The organism is Nocardioides nitrophenolicus (assembly GCF_016907515.1).
GTDB classification, from domain to species: domain Bacteria; phylum Actinomycetota; class Actinomycetes; order Propionibacteriales; family Nocardioidaceae; genus Nocardioides; species Nocardioides nitrophenolicus.
Genome location: NZ_JAFBBY010000001.1, coordinates 5470901 through 5489987, shown reverse-complemented (window position 1 = coordinate 5489987; position 19087 = coordinate 5470901). Strand labels below are relative to the sequence as shown.

At 72.8% G+C, this 19087-nt stretch carries 22 protein-coding genes; 12 read left to right on the top strand and 10 right to left on the bottom strand.

Annotated features, from left to right (window positions below; genetic code table 11):
• Nucleotides 1-72 precede the first annotated feature (72 nt).
• The 3 genes from JOD66_RS26320 to JOD66_RS26310 are packed head-to-tail and all read left to right on the top strand — an operon-like array spanning nucleotide 73 to nucleotide 3097.
• Complete coding sequence (locus JOD66_RS26320) at nucleotides 73-1221, top strand: acyl-CoA dehydrogenase family protein (RefSeq protein WP_204839724.1); 1149 nt, start codon at nucleotides 73-75, stop codon at nucleotides 1219-1221.
• Nucleotides 1218-2105, top strand: coding sequence for an acyl-CoA dehydrogenase family protein (locus JOD66_RS26315; protein ID WP_204839723.1), 888 nt, complete (start codon nucleotides 1218-1220; stop codon nucleotides 2103-2105). Before JOD66_RS26320 ends, JOD66_RS26315 begins: the two co-directional genes overlap by 4 nt.
• A complete protein-coding gene (locus JOD66_RS26310) occupies nucleotides 2105-3097 on the top strand; it encodes an acyl-CoA dehydrogenase family protein (RefSeq protein ID WP_204839722.1) in 993 nt (330 codons plus the stop codon). The genes JOD66_RS26315 and JOD66_RS26310 overlap by 1 nt, the downstream gene beginning before the upstream one ends.
• 9 nt (nucleotides 3098-3106) lie before the next feature.
• Here the strand turns inward: JOD66_RS26310 and JOD66_RS26305 are convergent, their stop codons facing one another.
• The 6 genes from JOD66_RS26305 to JOD66_RS26280 all read right to left on the bottom strand — a co-directional run bounded on the left by JOD66_RS26305 (nucleotide 3107) and on the right by JOD66_RS26280 (nucleotide 9438).
• On the bottom strand, nucleotides 3107-4432 hold the full coding sequence (locus JOD66_RS26305; RefSeq protein ID WP_204839721.1) for a trypsin-like serine peptidase: 1326 nt from the start codon (nucleotides 4430-4432) through the stop codon (nucleotides 3107-3109).
• Between the two features lie 94 nt (nucleotides 4433-4526).
• Entirely contained in the window at nucleotides 4527-5162 is a 636-nt protein-coding gene (locus tag JOD66_RS26300) for a flavin reductase family protein (protein ID WP_307823732.1), read from the bottom strand.
• 20 nt (nucleotides 5163-5182) lie between these two features.
• Nucleotides 5183-6079, bottom strand: a complete 897-nt coding sequence (gene hsaC, locus JOD66_RS26295; protein WP_239545453.1) for an iron-dependent extradiol dioxygenase HsaC — start codon at nucleotides 6077-6079, stop codon at nucleotides 5183-5185.
• Complete coding sequence (gene hsaD, locus JOD66_RS26290) at nucleotides 6079-6966, bottom strand: 4,5:9,10-diseco-3-hydroxy-5,9,17-trioxoandrosta-1(10),2-diene-4-oate hydrolase (protein WP_204839720.1); 888 nt, start codon at nucleotides 6964-6966, stop codon at nucleotides 6079-6081. The genes hsaC and hsaD overlap by 1 nt, the downstream gene beginning before the upstream one ends.
• A complete protein-coding gene (hsaA, locus tag JOD66_RS26285) occupies nucleotides 6966-8153 on the bottom strand; it encodes a 3-hydroxy-9,10-secoandrosta-1,3,5(10)-triene-9,17-dione monooxygenase oxygenase subunit (protein ID WP_204839719.1) in 1188 nt (395 codons plus the stop codon). Before hsaA ends, hsaD begins: the two co-directional genes overlap by 1 nt.
• Before the next feature lie 139 nt (nucleotides 8154-8292).
• Nucleotides 8293-9438, bottom strand: coding sequence for a calcium-binding protein (locus JOD66_RS26280; RefSeq protein WP_204839718.1), 1146 nt, complete (start codon nucleotides 9436-9438; stop codon nucleotides 8293-8295).
• A gap of 149 nt (nucleotides 9439-9587) precedes the next feature.
• Between JOD66_RS26280 and kstD the strand changes: the two genes are divergently transcribed.
• The 3 genes from kstD (at nucleotide 9588) to JOD66_RS26265 (ending at nucleotide 12671) form a co-directional block, all read left to right on the top strand.
• Complete coding sequence (gene kstD, locus JOD66_RS26275) at nucleotides 9588-11246, top strand: 3-oxosteroid 1-dehydrogenase (RefSeq protein ID WP_204839717.1); 1659 nt, start codon at nucleotides 9588-9590, stop codon at nucleotides 11244-11246.
• Nucleotides 11236-12123, top strand: coding sequence for an enoyl-CoA hydratase ChsH3 (gene chsH3, locus JOD66_RS26270; protein WP_204839716.1), 888 nt, complete (start codon nucleotides 11236-11238; stop codon nucleotides 12121-12123). Before kstD ends, chsH3 begins: the two co-directional genes overlap by 11 nt.
• A 107-nt stretch (nucleotides 12124-12230) precedes the next feature.
• Nucleotides 12231-12671 (top strand): OsmC family peroxiredoxin, encoded by a 441-nt coding sequence (locus tag JOD66_RS26265; RefSeq protein ID WP_204839715.1) that lies wholly within the window; start codon nucleotides 12231-12233, stop codon nucleotides 12669-12671.
• Here the strand turns inward: JOD66_RS26265 and JOD66_RS26260 are convergent.
• On the bottom strand, nucleotides 12643-13110 hold the full coding sequence (locus JOD66_RS26260; RefSeq protein WP_204839714.1) for an MOSC domain-containing protein: 468 nt from the start codon (nucleotides 13108-13110) through the stop codon (nucleotides 12643-12645). The genes JOD66_RS26265 and JOD66_RS26260 overlap by 29 nt on opposite strands.
• Before the next feature lie 24 nt (nucleotides 13111-13134).
• Between JOD66_RS26260 and JOD66_RS26255 the strand changes: the two genes are divergently transcribed.
• Nucleotides 13135-13725, top strand: coding sequence for a hypothetical protein (locus tag JOD66_RS26255; protein ID WP_204839713.1), 591 nt, complete (start codon nucleotides 13135-13137; stop codon nucleotides 13723-13725).
• A gap of 13 nt (nucleotides 13726-13738) precedes the next feature.
• Here the strand turns inward: JOD66_RS26255 and rpe are convergent, their stop codons facing one another.
• On the bottom strand, nucleotides 13739-14440 hold the full coding sequence (gene rpe, locus JOD66_RS26250) for a ribulose-phosphate 3-epimerase (RefSeq protein ID WP_205126574.1): 702 nt from the start codon (nucleotides 14438-14440) through the stop codon (nucleotides 13739-13741).
• Nucleotides 14441-14450: 10 nt separating this feature from the next.
• On the opposite strand from rpe, the gene JOD66_RS26245 reads away from it, so the two are divergent.
• The 4 genes from JOD66_RS26245 (at nucleotide 14451) to JOD66_RS26230 (ending at nucleotide 16803) form a co-directional block, all read left to right on the top strand.
• Nucleotides 14451-14864, top strand: coding sequence for a nuclear transport factor 2 family protein (locus JOD66_RS26245; RefSeq protein ID WP_239545451.1), 414 nt, complete (start codon nucleotides 14451-14453; stop codon nucleotides 14862-14864).
• A gap of 82 nt (nucleotides 14865-14946) precedes the next feature.
• Nucleotides 14947-15153: a hypothetical protein gene (locus tag JOD66_RS26240; RefSeq protein ID WP_204839711.1), complete on the top strand. Its 207-nt coding sequence runs from the start codon at nucleotides 14947-14949 to the stop codon at nucleotides 15151-15153.
• 43 nt (nucleotides 15154-15196) lie between these two features.
• Nucleotides 15197-15694, top strand: coding sequence for a SigE family RNA polymerase sigma factor (locus JOD66_RS26235; protein ID WP_204839710.1), 498 nt, complete (start codon nucleotides 15197-15199; stop codon nucleotides 15692-15694).
• Nucleotides 15691-16803 carry a beta propeller repeat protein gene (locus JOD66_RS26230; protein ID WP_204839709.1) on the top strand — a complete coding sequence of 371 codons (1113 nt, stop codon included), beginning with the start codon at nucleotides 15691-15693 and terminating at the stop codon, nucleotides 16801-16803. The genes JOD66_RS26235 and JOD66_RS26230 overlap by 4 nt, the downstream gene beginning before the upstream one ends.
• Before the next feature lie 7 nt (nucleotides 16804-16810).
• Here the strand turns inward: JOD66_RS26230 and ligD are convergent, their stop codons facing one another.
• On the bottom strand, nucleotides 16811-17758 hold the full coding sequence (gene ligD, locus JOD66_RS26225) for a non-homologous end-joining DNA ligase (RefSeq protein ID WP_204839708.1): 948 nt from the start codon (nucleotides 17756-17758) through the stop codon (nucleotides 16811-16813).
• 18 nt (nucleotides 17759-17776) lie between these two features.
• Nucleotides 17777-18322, bottom strand: coding sequence for an NUDIX domain-containing protein (locus JOD66_RS26220; protein ID WP_204839707.1), 546 nt, complete (start codon nucleotides 18320-18322; stop codon nucleotides 17777-17779).
• A gap of 29 nt (nucleotides 18323-18351) precedes the next feature.
• On the opposite strand from JOD66_RS26220, the gene JOD66_RS26215 reads away from it, so the two are divergent.
• Complete coding sequence (locus tag JOD66_RS26215) at nucleotides 18352-19071, top strand: AAA family ATPase (RefSeq protein ID WP_307823730.1); 720 nt, start codon at nucleotides 18352-18354, stop codon at nucleotides 19069-19071.
• Nucleotides 19072-19087 lie beyond the last annotated feature (16 nt).

Here is a 19087-nt window from a genome sequence, read left to right as displayed (position 1 = left end):
TTGGTTTGGGCATCGCCCTCGCCTACATTTCCCCTGTGCCGACCGCCACGCCGATGAGGAACCCCGACTGACATGGATCTCGAACTGAGCGAGTCCGAGCTGGCCTTCCAGGCCGAGGCCCGGGCCTGGCTGGCGGCGAACGTCCCCGCCGAGCCGCTGCCGTCCCTCGACACCGCGGAGGGCTTCGTGCTGCACCAGGAGTGGGAGGCCAAGCTGGCGGCCGACCGGTGGTCCGTCGTGTCGTGGCCCACGGCGTACCACGGTCGCGAGGCGTCGCTCGTCGAATGGGTGATCTTCGAGGAGGAGTACTACCGGGCCGGCGCGCCGCTGCGGGTGTCGCAGAACGGCATCTTCCTGCTCGCGCCCATCATCTTCGAGCACGGCACGCCCGAGCAGCGGGACCGCTTCCTGCCCTCGATGGCGACCGGCGAGCGGGTCTGGGCGCAGTGCTGGAGCGAGCCCGAGGCCGGCTCCGACCTCGCCTCGCTCAAGTCGACGGCCCGGCGCGACGACCAGCGGGGCGGCTGGGTGCTCAACGGCCAGAAGATCTGGTGCTCGCGCGCCGCCCTGGCCCACTGGGGCTTCGGACTGTTCCGCAGCGACCCCGAGGCGCAGAAGCACGCCGGCCTCACCTACTTCCTGTTCCCCCTCGACGCCGAGGGCGTGACGGTCCGCCCGATCGCCCAGCTCGACGGCGAGGAGGGCTTCGCCGAGGTGTTCTTCGACGACGTGTTCGTGCCCGACGCCGACGTGCTCGGTGCTCCCGGCGACGGCTGGCGGGTAGCGATGAGCACCGCCGGCAACGAGCGCGGGCTCTCGCTGCGCTCCCCCGGCCGCTTCACCGCGGCCGCCGACCGCCTGCTCGCGCTGTACGACGAGCAGCCCGACCCGCGCGTCGCCGACCGGGTCGTCGACGCCTGGCTGGCCGCCGAGGCCTACCGCCTCTACACGTGGGGCACGGTCACCAAGCTCAAGAACGGGGGCGATGTCGGCGCTGCTGGATCGGTCAACAAGGTCTGGTGGAGCGAGCTCGACGTCGCCCTCCACGAGACCGCGCTCGACCTCCTCGGCGCGGACGCGGAGCTCGAGTCCCGCTGGCTCGACGGCTACACATTCTCGTTGTCCGGACCGATCTACGCCGGCACCAACGAGATCCAGCGCAATATCGTCGCCGAGCGGATCCTCGGCCTGCCCCGCGAGCCCAAGGGAGTGCAGAAGTGAGGTTCGAGCTCACCACCGACCAGCAGGACTTCGCCGCGTCCCTCGACGCGCTCCTCAGCGCCGCCGACCCGGTGGCCGCGGCCCGGGCCTGGGCCGCGGGCGACCACGACCCCGGCCTGCGCCTGTGGGAGCGGCTCGCCGAGCAGGGCCTGACCATGCTCGCCACCGAGGCCTCGCCGGTGGAGGTCTGCGTGGCCTTCGAAGCGCTTGGTCGGCACGCCGTCCCTGGTCCGTGGGTCGAGTCCGCGGCCTACCTACCGCTTGCTCTGGGCGTCGAGGTCGACGGCGTCGCCACCGTCGCGATGCCGCGTGCTTTGGACGCCGACGTCGCGGACGCCATCTACACGGTCGTCGACGGCGCCCTGCACACCGCCACCGCCGCGACCGCCCACACCTCGGTCGACCGCAGCCGCCACCTGTTCGACGTCACCCCCGGCCCGGCCGTCGAGCACGGCGACCTCGCGGCGGCGTACGACCTCGCGGTGCTCGCCACCGCCGCCCAGCTGTTGGGCGCGGGCGAGCGGGTGCTCGCCGACGCCGTGACCTACGTGAAGCAGCGCAGGCAGTTCGGCCGCGAGATCGGCTCGTACCAGGCGATCAAGCACAAGCTCGCCGACGTGCGGATCGCGCTCGACTTCGCGCGTCCGCTGGTCTTCGGTGCCGCGCTCGACCCGACCCCGCGCGCGGTGTCGGCGGCGAAGGTGGCCTGCTCCGACGCGGCGTACCTCGCCTCGCGCACCGGGCTGCAGGTGCACGGTGCGATCGGCTACACCCAGGAGTTCGACCTCAGCGTCTGGATCACCAAGATCCGCGCCCTGGTCTCCGCCTGGGGCACGCCCGCCGACCACCGCGCCCGGATCCTGGCCACCCTGCGGAGCGCATGATGCGGTTCGAGCTGAGCGAGGAGCAGGCCGAGCTGGCCGCCACCGTCCGCGGCCTGCTCGACAAGCGGGCCGACTCGGCCGCCGTCCGCGCCGCGTCGGTCTCGGACCGGGGCTATGACGAGGCGCTGTGGACGACGCTGTGCGAGCAGATCGGGGTGGCGGCACTCGCCGTTCCGGAGGAGTACGACGGCGTCGGGGCCACCTTCTTCGAGACCGCGGTCGTCCTGGAGGAGCTGGGCCGCACCGTCGCGCCGTCCCCGCTGCTCGCCACGACCATCGCCACCGAGGCGCTGCTGGCCGGCGGTACGCCAGAGGCCCGGCAACGGCTGCTCCCCCGCCTCGCCGCGGGCGAGATCGGCACCCTCGCACTCGACGAGGGGCCGGTGCTCGACGGTGACCGGGCCGCCGTAATGCTGGCGGTCCGCGGCGACGACCTGGTCGAGGTCGTCGGGGCACGCGCCACCTGGGCGGAGTCCATGGACCAGAGCATCCGGCTGGCCCACCTCGAGCTGTCCGACGCCGAGCTCACGGTGGTGGGCGACGGCGCCGCCGCCCGCGCCCGGGCCGAGCTGATCGGCGCCGCGGCCGGCGCCGCCCTGGCGGTCGGTCTCGCCGACCGGGCGCTGCAGATGACCGTCGGCTACCTCCAGGAGCGGGTGCAGTTCGGCCGCCCGATCGGTTCCTTCCAGGCGCTCAAGCACCGGATGGCCGACCTGCTCGCGCGGGTCGAGCTGGCCCGCTCGGCGAGCTGGGCGGCGTCGTACGCGCTCGCCGACACCGCGACCGATCCGGACGAGGCGGTCTTCCTGACCCACACCGCTGCCGCGTACGCCGTCGAGACCGCGACCCTGGCCGCCAGCGAGTGCGTGCAGCTGCACGGCGGCATCGCGATCACCTGGGAGCACGACGCCCACCTGGTGTTCAAGCGCGCCCACGCGCTCGGGCAGCTCGCGGGCGCGCCGCACCGCCACCGGGCGGCCGTCGAGCTGTAGGGGCGCCGGTCAGCCGACCGGGCTGGTGCAGCGGACCGCGCTGAGCACCCCCGGCGAGCGGTCCAGCGGCAGCGGGCAGGCGCCGACGGTGACCGCGACCGGGGCGCTGTGCCGTCGGGTGCCCCGCTCGCGGATCCGGTACCAGCGGGTGCCGGGCGGCGCCGCCTGCTCGAACACCCGGACGCCGCCACTCATCCGGGCCCGGGCGACGCGCTGCCAGGGTCCTCCCGGCACGGTACGCATCTGGAGCACGATCCGCCGGACCCGGCGGGTCTCGGCGACCAGCTGGTAGGTCTCGCCGTAGCCCACGCTGGCGCTCATCGCGACCAGCCGCAGCCTGCGCTTGGGACGTGCCGGCACGGCTCGGCCGGTGACCGGCCGTGCGGCAGCGCTCCGGGCCGCGCCGAGCAGGCTCTCGATCGTGGAGTCGAAGGGCACCGCGAAGAGAAGGGGCGTGCCGTCCTTGGGCCGGCGCGAGGTGACGGCGAAGATGAAGCCGGTGTCGGCACCGGCCATCCGCAGGAACCACGGCCCACCACTGGCGCCACCCGTCATCGGGCAGGCGATCTGGGCGTCTCCCACGGTCGAGGTGTAGCCCGAGGCGGTCGTCGATCCGCCACACTCCTGGCGGCTCTCGCCGTCGTACGGCGCCTGGGCGGGCCACCCGACCACGCGCACGCCGTCCTCGCGGGCCGGGTAGTTCCAGGCCAGCCCGTTGCCGCCGACGACGTCGACCAGGTTGACGCCACCGCGCGGCGCGAGCTGGACCAGCGCCTGGTCGTGCGCCTCGTCCTCGGCGCTCACCCAGGTGGGCTGCGCCACGACGGCCACGCCCACCCAGCTGCCGTAGGGCGCGGCGCCGTGGTCGTAGCCGGGCACGAACAGGAAGTTGCCGTAGTAGTGGCGCGCTCCGCACAGCAGCTCGCAGCCGAGCCGCAGCCCGTGGACGCAGTGCCCGGCGGTGATGATCAGGTTGCGCTCGGCGGTGTTGACCGACGACGCCGAGCACACCGCGGTGCCGCCGGCGTCGCTGAAGTACAGCTTGCCGGTGCTGCGCAGCCCACTCGGCGCGGCCGCCGCGGTGGTGCGCCCCCGCACGGCGGAGCCAGGGAGCGAGCCCGACGCCCCGAGGTCCAGGGGCACGGCGTCGCGCATCCGCTGGGGCGTCCAGAAGTCCCGGACGCCGGCGTGGGGCACCGGGCGCACCTCGACGGCGGGTCGCGCCGGGTCGCGCGGACCGGACGGAGTCGCGCTCGCCCCGGGCAGGGCTCCGAGCACGCCGACGACCAGCGTGACCACCAACGCGACCACCAACGCGACCGCCAGCCCGGCCACCACCGGCATCTCGGCTGAACAGCGCCTGCGCATCGATCCCCCCGGATCGCTCGTCGTACTCGATCAGGGGCTCAACGGCCCGGTGGGGTCCGGGTCACGAGTCGGTGGTGCGGTACCGGCCTCGGAAGAAGAGCAGCGGCTCGGTGACCGTGGCGTCCTCGGGGTGGGCCTCGAGGTGCTCGACCCTGCCGACCACGATGAAGTGGTCGCCGCCCTCGTAGACGGCGTGGATCGTGCAGTCGAGGTGGGCCAGCGTGCCCTGGATGACGGGCGAGCCCGTCACCTCGGCCGGCTCCCACGAGATCCCGGCGAACTTGTCGATGCCCTTGGTCGCCATCTGCCCGGAGACGTGCTCCTGGTCGGCTGCCAGCACGTTGACGCAGAACCGTCCCGAGCGCTGGATCGCCGGCCAGGCGCGAGAGCTGCGCGCCGGGATGAAGGTGATGAGCGGCGGGTCGAGCGACACGCTGGAGAACGACTGGCAGGTCATGCCGACCGGCTCGTCGCCGCTCATCGTGGTGATCACGGTGATGCCGGACGCGAAGCAGCCGAGGGTGTCGCGGAAGCGACGGGCGGCGGCCCGGGCGTCCGGGTCGTCGTGGACCGCGACCTCCTCGCCGGGCCGCAGCTCGAAGTCGACCTCCGCGTCCCCGAGCCAGGACTGGATCAGCTCGGGGTGCGGCCAGGTCTCCCGCGCGTCGGGGCTGATGCCCTCGGGGATCTCGCTCACACCGGTCACGCTAACGCGGCTCACTGGCCGCCGAAGACGTGGCCCCAGTACGACACCGCGGTCGACTCGCGGGCGACCCAGCGGGCATCGTCGACGGTCATCCCCTCGGTGCCGAACTCCACGTCGAAGCCGCCGGGCGAGCGGACGTAGAACGAGATCATCTCGTCGTTCATGTGCCGCCCGAGCGTTGCCGACAGCGGCGCCTGGTGCTTGCGGACCCGCTCCAGCGCGCGGCCGACGTGGTCGAGCTTGTCGACCTCGAGCATGACGTGGACGCACTTGCTCGGGTTGGGCATCGGCAGGAACGCGAGCGAGTGGTGGCGCGGGTTGACGCCGAGGAAGCGCAACCAGACCTTGCTGCCCGGCTCCTTGCCGACGAACTCGCCCGGCATGCTCATCGAGTCGCGCAGCCGGAAGCCGAGCACCTCGGTGTAGAAGCGCAGCGCCTCGACGTCGTCGAGCACCGGCACCACGATGTGCCCCATGCCCTGCTCGCCGGTCACGAAGGTGGCGGCGTACGGCGTGACGACGGGTCGCGCCTCGTAGGTGATGCCGTGGAACAGCTCGAAGACGTTGTCCCACGGGTCGCGGAAGCGGACCAGCTCCTGCACCCGGCGCTCGGCGAGCTCCTCGGGCGTGCCCTCCTCGAACTCCACGCCGGCCTTCTGCAGGTGCTCGCGGGCGTTCTGCAGCGCCTGGTGGTCGGCGAGCTCCCAGCCGGTGCAGTCGAGCTGGTCGACGTCGGACGGGAAGACCACGATCCGCGCGGAGACCTCGTCGATGCGCCAGTACTGGTGGTCCGGGTTCGGGCCGCGGCCCTCGGCGAGGCCGAGCACCTTGCCGGCGAACGTGGTCCAGGCCTCCAGGTCGGTGCTCGCGACCCGGATGTAGCCCATCGACTTGATGTCGATCGTCATCAGGCGCCCCTCTCTCGGTGGCGGTTCAGGAAGCCGACGGTGATCTCGCGGAACTCGTCGGCGGCCTCGATCTGTGCCCAGTGCCCGCAGTTGGGGAACACGTGCAGCTGCGCCTTCGGGATCAGCTTGAGCGCCGCGAACGCGCCGTCGAGCGGGTTGACCCGGTCCTCGCGGCCCCAGGTGAGCAGGGTGTGCTTGCGCAGCCGGTGCGCCTCGCGCCACAGCATGCCGTCCTCGGCGGTCTCGGGGTTCCAGAAGGACATGCCCATCGAGCGCATCGCGTCCTGCGCGCCGGGCGCGGTGGCGTCGGCGAAGCGCTCCTCGACCAGCTCGTCGGTGACCAGCGCCTGGTTGACGACCATGGTCGAGATGAAGGCGCGCAACGACTCCCGACTGGGGTGGGCGCCGAAGTCCATCAGCCGCTGCACGCCCTCGGTCGGGTCGGCGTGGAACAGGTTCAGCGAGAGCCCGCCCGGTCCCATCAGGACCAGCCGGCCCACCCGGTCGGGGTAGCTCAGCGCGAGCCGCATCGCCGTCCCGCCGCCGAGGCTGTTGCCGAGCAGGTGCACCTTCTCGATGCCGAGCTCGTCGAGCAGGGCGACGACGGCGTCGGCGGCGAACCGGTAGAAGTTGCCGACCACCGGCGGCTTGTCGGAACCGCCGAAGCCCGGCTGGTCGACCAGGATGGTGCGGTAGTGGGCGGCGAAGCCCTCGAGCGCCGGGCCGAAGTTCGACCAGGAGGACGCGCCGGGGCCGCCGCCGTGGAGCATCACCAGCGGCAGCCCGGCGCCCTCCCCCGCCTCGTAGTAGTTGAGCGTGATCTCGCCGGCCGCCTCGGTCTTGACCTGGGCGCTGCGACGGGTCGCCTCCTTCGAGAAGTCACCCATCAGTACATCCCCGGGTCGACCTTGTGGCCGAACTGCTGGCCGCCGTACATCTGCAGCGCGCGCTCGGGGTCGTTGGCGGCATGCACCCGGCCGGCGTGCGCGTCGCGCCACGCCCGCTGGAGGTAGGTGCCCTCCGCGAGCGCCCGGCCGCCCGACGCCTCGAACAGCGCGTCGATCGCCTCGATCGAGCGCGCGGTGCCGAGCACCTGGTCGCGCCGCACGCGCAGGCGCAGCTCGAGCGGGATCTGCTCGCCCTTCGCGACGTGGGCCTGCTCCTCGCGGATGTTGTTGACCAGCAGCGCCCAGGCGGCGTCGATCTCGGAGGACGCCCGAGCGATCCGGACCGCGGCGAACGGGTCGAGGGACGCCTTCTCGCCGAGGTAGGCCGCGCGGACCCGCTTCTGCTGCATCTCGACGTGCTCGGCGTACGCGCCCTTCGCCATGCCGATGATCGGCGTGGCGATGGTGCTGGTGAAGATGGAGTGGAACGGCAGCTTGTAGAGGTCGCTGTCGTTGACCGCCTGGCCAGGACCACGGCAGGCGCCGGTCTCCCCCATCGAGAGGGTGAACGCCTCGGGGATGAAGGTCTCCTCGACCACGATGTCGTTGGAGCCGGTGCCGCGCAGCCCGACGACATTCCACACGTCGACGATCTGGTACTTCTCCCGCGGGACCATGAAGGTGCGGAAGTCGACGACCTGGCCCTCCTCGTTGAACACCAGGCCACCGAGCAGCACCCAGCTGCAGTGGTCGGAGCCGGACGAGAAGCTCCACTTCCCGGAGAGCCGGAAGCCGCCCTCGGTGATGACGGCCTTGCCGGTCGGGGCGTACGACGACGAGAGTCGCACGCTCTGGTCGTCACCCCACACCGCCTGCTGGGCCTCGTCGGCGAACAGCGCCACCTGCCAGGGGTGGACGCCCACGACGCTGGCGACCCAGCCGGTGGCGCCGTCGGCGGAGGCGATGTCGCGCACCGCGGTGTAGAAGGCGACCGGGTCGGCCTCGATGCCGCCGTACCGCTTCGGCTGGAGCAGCCGGAAGAAGCCGGTCTCCTCGAGCTCCTTGATCGAGGCGTCCGGGATCACCCGGAGACGCTCGCCCTCCTCGGCCCGCTCACGGATGGTCGGGAGGAGGTCACGCACGCCGTCGAGGACGGCGGTCACCTCGGGGGCGAAGTCCTGGTTCATGGGAGCTCCTGTGTCTGCGACAGTGTGTGCTCGACCAGATTAGAACAGGTTCTACTTTTGGCACAAGCGGGCGCGCCCCAGGACGCGAACGGGGCGCCGGACCCACCGGTCCGGCGCCCCTGGTGCTCACCGCCAGCCGTCAGTGACGCAGCTGGCGCCACCACACGGCCTGCTCGCCCGCGGGGTCGAAGTAGAAGGGGGTCTTGCCGTACTGGACCGACTCACAGCCCTTGGTCTTGACCTTCTTCACCGCGATGTTGAAGAACACCCGGTCGGCACCCGGACCGCACTTGATCGTCATGCCCTTCGACGGGTTCTTGATGTAGAGCGTGTCATTGCCGGCGCCGGGCTTGAGCTTGGTGCCCTCGTCGACCTCGCCCACCCAGTAGGTGTCGTCGCCGGGGCCGCCCACGGCGCTGAACAGACCGGTCAGCAGAGCCCCCCGGTCGCCGAAGGTGTCGTTGCCGGGGCCGCCCTTGAACACGTCACCCTCGGCCGCGACCTGGCTGCCGACGTACGACGCGTCGTCGATCTCGACGAAGCGGTCGTTGCCCGGGCCGCCCTTGACCTTGTCCTTGCCGGGACCACCGGAGAGGTAGTCGTCGCCCCCGCCACCGGAGACCTTGTCGTCGCCGCTGCCGCCGAGAACCGTGTCGTAGCCGTTGCCGCCGACGACCTTGTCGTTGCCGGCCTGGCCGTAGAGGCTGTCGGAGCCCTCGGAGCCCTTCAGCTTGTCGTTGTCGTCGCCGCCCGCCAGGACGTCATTGCCGAAGCCGCCCCAGAGCTTGTCCTTGCCGCCGTCACCCGAGAGGTTCGCGCCCCGGTAGCCGTCGGGCACCTGGGTCTTGGTCGCCTCGTCCCAGCGGGTCTCGGGAATGGTCGGGTCGCCGTTGCCGGCCCGGATCTTGTCGTTGCCGTCGGCTCCGGCCGCGCTGTCGGCGCCGTCGCCGGTGTTGATCTTGTCGTTGCCGGCGCCGCCGTCGATGTAGTCGCGCCCCGCCTCGCCGAAGATCTTGTCGTTGCCCTCGCCGCCGATCAGGGCGTAGTCGTCGCCGTTGCCGCCCCAGATCTTGTCCTTGCCCGGGCCACCCTCGATCCGGTCGTCGCCCTCGCCGCCCCAGAGCTTGTCGTTGCCACCGAGACCCATGATCTGGTCGCTGTCGGCGGTGCCGACGATCTTGTTCTTCTTGGGCGTGCCGACCAGGTCCGCCGCCATGGCCGGCGCCGCGGTCCCGAGAGCGAGTGCGGCCGCGAGCGCGCAGCCGACCGCGTTCGTCTTCTTCATGCTTGTCCCCCAATGCGGAGTGTGACGAATGATTCGTTCTGGAACTGCCCGGACGAGGCGAGATGAAACCCCCGGGAGCGCCACCCCTGCCGCGCCACACCGCGCCGGCGGCCCCGCCGCCACCAACTAGAACCTGTTACAGTTTTGCCATGAAGGACTCCTACGACGTCGTCGTGGTCGGCGCCGGCGGTGCTGGCATGTCGGCCGCGCTCGCCGCCGCCCACCACGGCCTCGACACCGTCCTGGTCGAGAAGAGCGCCCACTTCGGCGGCTCCACCGCCCGCTCCGGCGGCGGCGTGTGGATCCCCGGCAACTACGCGCTCCAGGCCGCCGGCCAGGTCGATGCCGGCGACCGGGAGGCGGCCCGGACCTATCTCGACTCGATCGTCGGCGACGTCGTCCCGAAGGTGCGCCGCGACACCTACCTCGACCGCGGCCCGGAGGTGCTCGACTTCCTGCGCGAGAAGACGCCGCTGCGCTTCACCTGGGTCCCGGAGTACGCCGACTACCTGCCCGAGCAGCCCGGCGGCCGCCCGCGCGGGCGCAGCGTCGAGCCGGTCCCGATGGACGCCCGGTTCCTCGGCGAGGAGCTGGCGCGGCTGCACCCGCCGTACACCAAGGCGCCGGCCAACCTGATCGTCACCCAGGCCGACTTCCGCAAGCTCAGCCTGGGCCTGCGCACCCTGCGCGGTCCGCTGACGATGGTCAAGGTGATGGTCAAGCGCCTGCTCGCGATCCTCACCGGCAAGAAGATGTTCGCGATGGGCAACGCGATCGCGATCGGGCTGCGCAAGGGCCTGGTCGACGCCGGCGTACCCGTCGCGTACGACACCGCGCTGCTCGACCTGCTCGTCGAGGACGGCAGGGTCGTCGGCGTCGTGGTCGAGTCCGGCGGGGCCCGTCGGGAGATCCGGGCTCGACGCGGCGTGGTCCTCGGCTCCGGCGGCTTCGAGCACAGCCAGGAGCTGCGCGAGAAGTTCCTCCCCCAGCCCACCTCCGCGGAGTGGTCCACGGGCGCCGCGTCCAACACCGGCGCCGGCCTGCTCGCCGGTACGGCGGCCGGTGCCGCCACCGACCTCCTCGACGACGCCTGGTGGGGACCCACCATCCCGCTCCCCGGCCGGGCCTGGTTCTGCCTGGCCGAGCGCAACCTGCCCGGTTCGATCATCGTCAACTCCGCCGGCCGCCGGTACATGAACGAGGCGCTCCCCTACGTCGAGGCGACCCACGAGATCTACCAGGGGCAGGCCACGGGCGTCGACCACGTGCCGTCGTACATGGTGTTCGACCAGACCTACCGCAACCGCTACCTGTTCGCGGGCGTCCCGGGGCGCCAGCCGTTCCCCGGGCGCTGGTACAAGGAGGGCGTCGTGGTCCGGGCGGACACGCTGGCCGAGCTGGCCGGCAGGCTGGGCCTGCCCGAGGGCTCCCTCGACGCGACGGTCGCGCGGTTCAACGGCTTCGCCCGCTCGGGCGTCGACGAGGACTTCCACCGCGGCGAGTCGGCGTACGACAAGTACTACTCGGACCCGACCGTGAAGCCGAACTGCTCGCTCGCGCCGATCGAGAAGGGCCCGTTCTACGCCGTCAAGATCGTGCCGGGCGACCTCGGCACCAAGGGCGGCCTGGTCACCGACGAGCGGGCGCGGGTGCTGCGCGAGGACGGCTCGGTCATCCCCGGCCTGTACGCCGCCGGCAACGTCTCGTCTGCCGTCATGGGCAACACCTACCCCGGCCCGGGTGGCACGATCGGGCCCGCCATCGTGTTCGGATATCTCGCCGCAGAGGACATCGCCCATGCCGATTGACCCGTCCATCGCGATCGGCGCCGACCTCGGCGCCCGCACTTTCTCCTGGACCGAGTCCGACGTCCTGCTCTACCACCTGGGCATCGGCGCCGGCTCGCGCGCCGGGGACAACCTGTCGCCCTCGGCGCTGCGCTACACGCTCGACGACGCGGCGCTCCAGGTGCTGCCGTCGTTCGGCGTCGTCGCCCCGACCTTCCACGAGACCGACCCGCCGCCGCTCGACCTGCCGGGCTGCGACATCAACCTGGCCCAGGTCGTGCACGGCTCGCAGTCGATCTCGGTGTCCGGACCACTGCCGACGTCCGGCACCGCCACGGTCCGCACGTCGATCACCGACGTCTGGGACAAGGGCAAGGCGGCGGTGATCTGGCAGGAGGGCGTGGCGACCGCCGGTTCCTCGGGCGAGGGCGAGGAGCTGTGGCGGGTGCGCTCGTCGATCTTCGTGCGCGGCGAGGGCGGCTGGGGCGGCGACCGGGGCTCCTCCGAGCCGGTGGTGGTGCCGTCACGGGAGGCCGACCACGTGTCGTCGTACGCCGTGACGCCGCAGCAGGCCCTGCTCTACCGCCTGTGCGGCGACCGCAACCCGCTCCACGCGGACCCCGGCTTCGCCAAGGCCGCCGGCTTCCCCGCGCCGATCCTGCACGGGCTGTGCTCCTACGGCATCGTCCTGCGCGAGCTCACCGACGGCCTGCTCGGCGGCGACGCCACCGCGGTCGGCGGGTTCACCGGCCGGTTCGCCGGCGTGGTCTTCCCCGGCGAGACGATCCGGGTGGCGGGCTGGCGCGAGGGCTCCTCGATCATCGGCTCGGCGACCATCGAGGGCGGCGAGCGGGACGGCTCGCCCGTGCTCGCCGACTGCGTGCTGACGGTGGCCTGAGCCTGGCTGAGGCGGGCGTCGGGCATTGCGGTTTGGTCCCAAACCGCAACAATTGGGGCCGTCAGCATGCAGTCTGTGCCCAATTGCAACCCGTTTCGGAGGATCTCATGCCCACGCGCACTTCCCGCACCGCCTGGAACGGCGGCCTCCAGGACGGCTCCGGACAGGTCGAGCTGACCTCCTCCGGCGCCGGGACCTTCGAGGTGTCCTTCCCCAAGCGCGCCGCCGACGACGCCGACGGCACGACCAGCCCCGAGGAGCTGATCGGCGCGGCGCACTCCGCCTGCTACGCCATGTCGCTCTCCAACGAGATCGCCAAGGCCGGTGGTACGCCGATCGCGCTCGACATCTCCGCCGACGTCACCCTCGGGCCCGACCCGGCCGGGGGCTTCCAGCTCACCGGGATCACGCTCACCGTCCGCGGTGAGGTCGAGGGCCTCGACGAGGCCGGCTTCGCCGCGGCGGCCGGTGCCGCCAAGATCGGCTGCCCGGTCAGCAAGGCGCTGACCGGCGTCGAGATCACGCTGGACGCGGCGCTGGAGAGCTGACCGCGAGGTCGACCGGGTCGCCGACCCGGATCGTCCCGCCCTCGAGCACCCGGAACACGGTTCCCGCGCGGCGCCGGAGCGCCTCCTGCGCTCCGGCGCCGATCGTGTCGTCGAGCAGCTTGCACGGTGCGGCCACCCGGACCACCTCGAGCAGCACCTCCCCGACCCGGATCCGGGCTCCCGGCTCCCGGGGCACCACGCCGTGGCTGATCGTCAGGTTGCGCCGGGTCAGCTCGCTGGGCACCGGCCGGCCGTACGCCGCGGCCGCCTCGTCGAGCGTCTCCCGGCTCTGCACGGTGACGTGACGGTGCCGGGTCCCGTGGTACCTGTCGCCGACGATGCCACGCCCGGCCTCCACCTCGACCGCGTCCTTCGCCTGCATCGGCAGCCGAGACGCCTTGGCGAGGTGGATCTCGGCGACGACGGGCGGCTGGTCCATGCCGACAAGGCTAGGGTCCGGGTCATGGACGTCCGCCTGCCCGCCCCCGCCGGTGGCCGGCCGCCGCTCGCCCTGGTCGCCATCGGGGTCGGCGCGGTGCTGCTCGTGGCGCCCCTCGCCGCGATCGCCAGCCAGGGCCTCTCGCCGCTCGATCGCCTCGACGCGCTGATGCTCGCACTGGCCGGAGTGGTGATCCTCGGCTGGGGCGTGCTCCGCACCGCCGGCCGCCGGGCCCGGCTGCGGCACCCCACCGTCGTCCAGCTCGACGGGGTGGGCGTGACGGTGCGCGGCCCGGACGTCGCGGCGACGCTCGCCTGGTCCGACGTGGCGCTCGTCGAGGTGCGCTGGTGGGAGATCGTGCCGCCGTACGTCGAGGAGGCCCGCCACCTGCCGGTGCTCCGGTTCGTGGCCGCCCACGACGCCGACATCACCGTGCAGGGCAGCCCCACGATCAGCGCCGACCTGGCCCACGCCTTCGGCATCTCCCCGGCCGCCGCCGCGCTGAGCGTCGTGGTGGGCGCCGACGGACTCGAGCCGCTGCAGGAGGTGCTCACCTGGGCCGGCGGCCACCGGCCCGACGTACCTGTCGAGGTGGGAGCGCCGCCGGAGCTGTAGCGGGTCGAGGAGACTAGGCGCGGGCGGCCGCGGCCTTGTCCCGCAGCGCGGCCACCATGGCGTCGGGGTCCGCGGCGGAGTAGACGGCCGAGCCCGCGACGAACACGTCGGCCCCGGCCTCCGCGCAGCGCTCGATGGTGTCCAGCGAGACCCCGCCGTCGACCTGGAGCCAGGTCTCGACGCCGTGCTTGTCCATCAGCGCCCGCGCGCGGCGGATCTTCGGCAGGCACAGGTCCAGGAACCTCTGGCCGCCGAACCCGGGCTCGACGGTCATGATCAGCACCATGTCGAGCTCGGGCAGCAGGTCCTCGTAGGGCTCGATCGGCGTCGCGGGCTTGAGCGCCATCGAGGCCCGCGCGCCGGCCGCTCGGATCTCGCGGGCCAGGCGCACCGGCGCCTTGGCCGCCTCGACGTGGAAGGTGACCGAGCCGCAGCCCGCCTCGACGTACGCCGGGGCGTTGCGGTCGGCGTCCTCGATCATCAGGTGCGCGTCGAGCGGCACCGGGCTGACCCGCGCCAGCGCCTCGACCATCGCCGGGCCGAAGGTCAGGTTCGGCACGAAGTGGTTGTCCATGACGTCGACGTGCACCCAGTCGGCACCCGGGATCCGGGCGACCTCCTCGCCGAGCCTGGCGAAGTCGGAGTTGAGGATCGACGGCGTGATCTGGATGTGGCCCACGGGCGGCCAGTCTAGGGGTGCGCGTCGTTCGGGCATGATCGTGGGCATGCCCGACCAGGATGCCGACGACCGGGCGGTCCGCGCCGTGGTGGACCGCTTCTTCGCCGCCTTCGTGAGCGGTCCCGAGGCGGCCGCCCGCGCCGAGGACCTGCGGGCGGTGCTGCTGCCGGAGGCGCTGCTGGTCAGCGCCGCCGGAGCCGGGCTCACGACGTACGACGTCGAGTCCTTCATCGCGCCCCGGGTGGCGCTGCTCGGGAGCGGCGCCCTGTCCGACTTCCGGGAGTGGGTCGAGAGCGCACGGGTGGACCGGTTCGGCGAGATCGCCCAGGTGTGGTGCACCTATGCGAAGTCGTGGCGCCAGGACGGTGAGCCGAGGACCGGGTCCGGCGCGAAGTCGCTGCAGCTGGTCCGCACCGCCGGCGGCTGGCGGATCAGCGCCGTCGTGTGGGATGACGCCTGACCCCACCAGTTCGGGCAAATCGCTCCGCCGCGGCATCGATCGGCCGATCATGGGAGCCCGAGCACACGTGGGGGAGGCACCGATGCCGATGATGAACAGCGAGGCCCGCAAGCGAGCCGTCGAACGCGCTCTGGAGGCCGACCCGCGGGCCGAGGCGCACCGCCTCGCCGACGCGTGGGACCGCGAGGCCGACCACGAGGACGCGTGCGGCAACGGCTTCGCCGCCGTGATCCTGCACGCCCACGCCCGGGAGCTGCGCGCCGCGCTGGACGAGCCGCTCAGCGCCTGAGCCGCGCAGGCAACCATTTCGGCCGCTCGGGCGTCCTCGGTTCATGCACGACCACACCGACCGGGACGACGCCGCCTTCGACGCCTTCGTCGCGGCGCGGCTCCCCCACCTGATCCGGCTGGGACGCGCCCTGGCCGGTGACGAGCAGCGGGGCGCCGACCTCGTCCAGGACGCGCTCGAGCGCGCACTGCCCCGCTGGCGGCGCCTCGACGATCCCGAGGCCTTCGTCCGACGGGCCATGGTCAACCGGAGCATCTCGGTCTGGCGCAAGCTGCGCCGCGAGCGGCCGCTGCCCGAGCGCGACCCCGGATCGGTGACGACGGACCGGCCCCACGACCACGACCTCTACGCCGCCGTACGCCGGCTGCCACCGCGCCAACGGGCGGTGATCGCGCTGCGCTTCTACGAGGACCTCACCGAGGCGCAGACGGCCGACGTGCTCGGCTGCTCGGTCGGCACGGTGAAGAGCCAGGCCCACCGGGCGCTGGCCGTGCTGCGTGCCGAGCTGCCCACCTTCGCCGACGTCGAGGAGACCTCATGAACCGGATCGAGGACCTGCTGCGCGAGACCCTCGCGGCCGAGCCGGCGCGGGGCGTGGACGCCGCCACGATGACCGGCCGGGTCCGCGACGGCGTCCGACGGCGGCGGGCCGCCCGGGTTCGCGCGGTCACCGTCGCGACGGTCGCCGCGGTGGTGGTCGCCATCGCCGTCGGCGCTGTTCGGCTCCGGGAGGTCCCACCCGACCCGGCGCCCAGCCCCACGGGCCTGCACGGCATCGACACGACCCCCTGGCCGGACCAGGCGCGGCACCTCGCGGTGGGCGGCCGCACCGCGTACGCCGTCGTCGTCGACCGCTACGGCTGCGGCTGCTCCGTGCTGCACCGCTATCGCGACGGGGCGTGGCGCCAGGTGCACACCTTCGCGGCGCCCGACGTGCTCTCGATCGGCGCCGCCGACGACGGGCGCGCCCTGTGGGCGGTCGAGGACACCGGGCTGGTGGCCAGCGCCGACGGCGGCGAGCACTGGACGCCCGTGGAGCTGCCGGGCCGAGCGTCGCCCCCGGCGTCGCCGCCCGTCGTCATCGTCCACGGCGACGCGGCCTGGGTGAGCGACGGCGACCTGGTCTGGCGGGTCGCCGCGGGCGGCTCCCGGGGCGTGCCGGTCACCGTTCCCGTCGACCGGCCGGACCTGCTCTCGGTCGGCGATGCCCTGGTCGCCGTACCGGCCGAGGGTGAGGGCGAGGCGTGGGTCAGCACCGACGACGGCGCCGACTGGACGCCCCTCGCCGGGCCCTGCGCGCCGACGGCGTCCGCGGGCGACCACGCCTACGGGTTGTGCAGCGACACGGTCTTCCGCTGGACGCCGGACGGCACCACCACCGCGATCGGCGAGGCCCCCGAGCCCGGGCTCACTCTCCTGCCGCTCGCCGAGGGTCGGGTCGCGCTGCTCGGCGCGGACTCGGACGGCTGGGTGCTGGCCGACGACGGCAGCCTGGGCGAGACCCGCGGCCTCCCCTACGCCGGACTCACCGACGCGGTCCGGATCGGGAAGGTCACCTTCCAGGGCACCCTGGAGGGCGTCTACCGGACCACCGACGGCGCGCACTGGGAGGCGACCGACCCGAAGGTCCCCGGCGCCGGGCTCTACTGAGCCGAGCTCACTCGGTCGGGTCCTCCGCGCCCTCGGCCTCGTCGCGGTCCGCCCACGCCACCAGCGGCGCGATGTCGAAGACGTGGTCGTCGATGTCGTGGTGGAGGTCGCCGAGCTCGGCGAACCGGGCGGGAACGGTGCGGATGGTGAAGTCCCGCGGGTCGGCGTCGTCGATCTCGTCCCAGCGGACCGGGGTGGAGACCCGGGCGTCGGGCAGCCCGCGCACCGAGTACGCCGCCGCGATGGTGTGGTCGCGGGCGTTCTGGTTGTAGTCGACGAACACCGCGGCCGGGTCGCGGTCCTTCTTCCACCAGGTCGTGGTGACCAGGTCGGGCGCGCGTCGCTCGACCTCGCGGGCGAAGGCGAGGGCCGCCCGCCGTACGCCCTTGTGGTCCAGCTCCGGCTTGATCCGGACGTAGACGTGCAGGCCCTTGCTCCCGCTGGTCTTGGGGTAGCCGACGGCGCCGAGCTCGTCGAGCACCTCGTGGGCGACGTGGGCGACCCGCCGGATGTCGTCGTACGACGACGCGGGGCCGGGGTCGAGGTCGATCCGCCACTCGTCGGGCTGCTCGGTCGCGCCGCGGCGGCTGTTCCACGGGTGGAACTCCACCGTCGACATCTGCACCGCCCAGATCACCGAGGCCAGCTCGGTCACGCACAGCTCGTCGGCGGTGCGCTTCCAGCGCGGGAAGTACAGCTGCACCGTCTCCACCCAGTCGGGAGCGCCGGCCGGGAGCCGCTTCTGGTGCACCTTGTCGCCGTCGAGGCCCTTGGGGAAGCGGTGCAGCATGCACGGGCGCTCCCACAGCGCGTTCACGAGCCCCTCGCCGACGGCGAGGTAGTACTCCACCAGGTCGAGCTTGGTGGCGCCGATCTGCGGGAAGTAGACCCGGTCCGGGTTGCTCACCCGCACGATGCGGCTCTCGACCTCGATCTCGACCGCGGGGGACGCCATGGCTGCTGAGGGTACCGGTCAGCCGACCCGGCCGAGGGCCACCAGGGCGAGCAGCAGGCAGGCCAGGCTCTCGCCGTCGCGGATCTCGCCGCGGCCCACCCGGGCGAGCAGCTCGGTGAGCGGCACCCGGTGGACGGCGCGGATGCCGTCCTCGAGCAGGGCCTCGTCGCCGACGTACGTCAGCTCGCGCGCCAGGTAGACCACCTCGGGCGCGTCGGCCACGCCGACCAGCGCGTTCATCCGGCCGATCTCCTGCCAGTGCGCCGCGACCAGGCCGGTCTCCTCACGCAGCTCACGCTGCGCTGCGGCGAGCACGTCCTCACCGTCGGAGCCGCCGGCCGGCAGCTCGAGCGAGGCGCGCTCGCCGATCGTGTAGCGGTCGATCTCGACGAGGACCACCTCGTCGTCCTCGGTGAGCGGCACCACGAACACCGCCGGGTTGCGGACCTCGACCACGCCGTAGATCCCGTCGCTGCCGTCGGGGCGGACCACCTCGTCCTCGCGGACCCGGATCCAGGGGTTCTCGTAGGCGATCCGGGTCGTGCGGCGCTGCCAGGGCTGCATCCGCCCAACCTAGGACATAGCGTGAGCGCGTGGACTTCGACCAGCCGCCCGTCGTCCGGGTCAGCGCCGAGGAGCGGCTCGACCCGCGGGCCTGGCCGATGACGATCCCGGCCGTAGCGCAGGTGGTACGCGAGGGCCTCGAGCTGGCGAAGGGGGTCACCTTCCTGGTCGGCGAGAACGGCTCCGGCAAGTCGACCCTCGTCGAGGCGGTCGCCGTCGCGTACGGGCTCTCCCCGGAGGGCGGCACCACCCAGGGCCGGCACACGACCCGGGAGTCCGAATCACCGCTGCACCGCGCGCTGCGGCTCCAGCGCGGGCTCGGCGCGGGGCGGTGGGGCTTCTTCCTGCGTGCGGAGACGATGCACGGCTGGTACAGCTTCCTGGAGGCCCACCCGAGCCGGGGCTCGGAGCCGGTGTTCCACGAGATGAGCCACGGCGAGTCCTTCCTCGAGGTGCTGCGCACCCGGTTCGACTCACCCGGCTTCTACTGCCTCGACGAGCCGGAGGCGGCACTCTCGTTCTCCTCGTCGCTGGGGCTGATCTCGGTGCTCGACCGCGTCGTCGGCGAGGGCGGGCAGGTGCTCTGCGCGACGCACTCCCCCGTCCTGGCGGCGATGCCGGGCGCCACCATCCTCGAGGTCGGCGACTGGGGCCTGCGCCGTACGACGTGGGAGGAGCTCGAGCTGGTGCAGCACTGGCGGCGCTATCTCGACGACCCGCGGCGCTACCTGCGCCACGTCCTGGACTGACCTGTCACGCGGCCTC

Excerpts from the sequence above, each read along its gene's own strand:
- hsaD (WP_204839720.1), bottom strand. The coding sequence starts at position 6,966 with ATGGGTGACTTCTCGAAGGAGGCGACCCGTCGCAGCGCCCAGGTCAAG.
- hsaA (WP_204839719.1), bottom strand. The coding sequence starts at position 8,153 with ATGAACCAGGACTTCGCCCCCGAGGTGACCGCCGTCCTCGACGGCGTG.
- JOD66_RS26260 (WP_204839714.1), bottom strand. The coding sequence starts at position 13,110 with ATGGACCAGCCGCCCGTCGTCGCCGAGATCCACCTCGCCAAGGCGTCT.
- JOD66_RS26280 (WP_204839718.1), bottom strand. The coding sequence starts at position 9,438 with ATGAAGAAGACGAACGCGGTCGGCTGCGCGCTCGCGGCCGCACTCGCT.
- JOD66_RS26230 (WP_204839709.1), top strand. The coding sequence starts at position 15,691 with ATGAACCGGATCGAGGACCTGCTGCGCGAGACCCTCGCGGCCGAGCCG.
- JOD66_RS26245 (WP_239545451.1), top strand. The coding sequence starts at position 14,451 with ATGCCCGACCAGGATGCCGACGACCGGGCGGTCCGCGCCGTGGTGGAC.
- JOD66_RS26320 (WP_204839724.1), top strand. The coding sequence starts at position 73 with ATGGATCTCGAACTGAGCGAGTCCGAGCTGGCCTTCCAGGCCGAGGCC.
- ligD (WP_204839708.1), bottom strand. The coding sequence starts at position 17,758 with ATGGCGTCCCCCGCGGTCGAGATCGAGGTCGAGAGCCGCATCGTGCGG.
- JOD66_RS26220 (WP_204839707.1), bottom strand. The coding sequence starts at position 18,322 with ATGCAGCCCTGGCAGCGCCGCACGACCCGGATCGCCTACGAGAACCCC.
- hsaC (WP_239545453.1), bottom strand. The coding sequence starts at position 6,079 with ATGACGATCGACATCAAGTCGATGGGCTACATCCGGGTCGCGAGCACC.
- JOD66_RS26265 (WP_204839715.1), top strand. The coding sequence starts at position 12,231 with ATGCCCACGCGCACTTCCCGCACCGCCTGGAACGGCGGCCTCCAGGAC.
- JOD66_RS26255 (WP_204839713.1), top strand. The coding sequence starts at position 13,135 with ATGGACGTCCGCCTGCCCGCCCCCGCCGGTGGCCGGCCGCCGCTCGCC.
- rpe (WP_205126574.1), bottom strand. The coding sequence starts at position 14,440 with ATGCCCGAACGACGCGCACCCCTAGACTGGCCGCCCGTGGGCCACATC.
- JOD66_RS26310 (WP_204839722.1), top strand. The coding sequence starts at position 2,105 with ATGCGGTTCGAGCTGAGCGAGGAGCAGGCCGAGCTGGCCGCCACCGTC.
- JOD66_RS26235 (WP_204839710.1), top strand. The coding sequence starts at position 15,197 with ATGCACGACCACACCGACCGGGACGACGCCGCCTTCGACGCCTTCGTC.
- chsH3 (WP_204839716.1), top strand. The coding sequence starts at position 11,236 with ATGCCGATTGACCCGTCCATCGCGATCGGCGCCGACCTCGGCGCCCGC.
- JOD66_RS26240 (WP_204839711.1), top strand. The coding sequence starts at position 14,947 with ATGCCGATGATGAACAGCGAGGCCCGCAAGCGAGCCGTCGAACGCGCT.
- kstD (WP_204839717.1), top strand. The coding sequence starts at position 9,588 with ATGAAGGACTCCTACGACGTCGTCGTGGTCGGCGCCGGCGGTGCTGGC.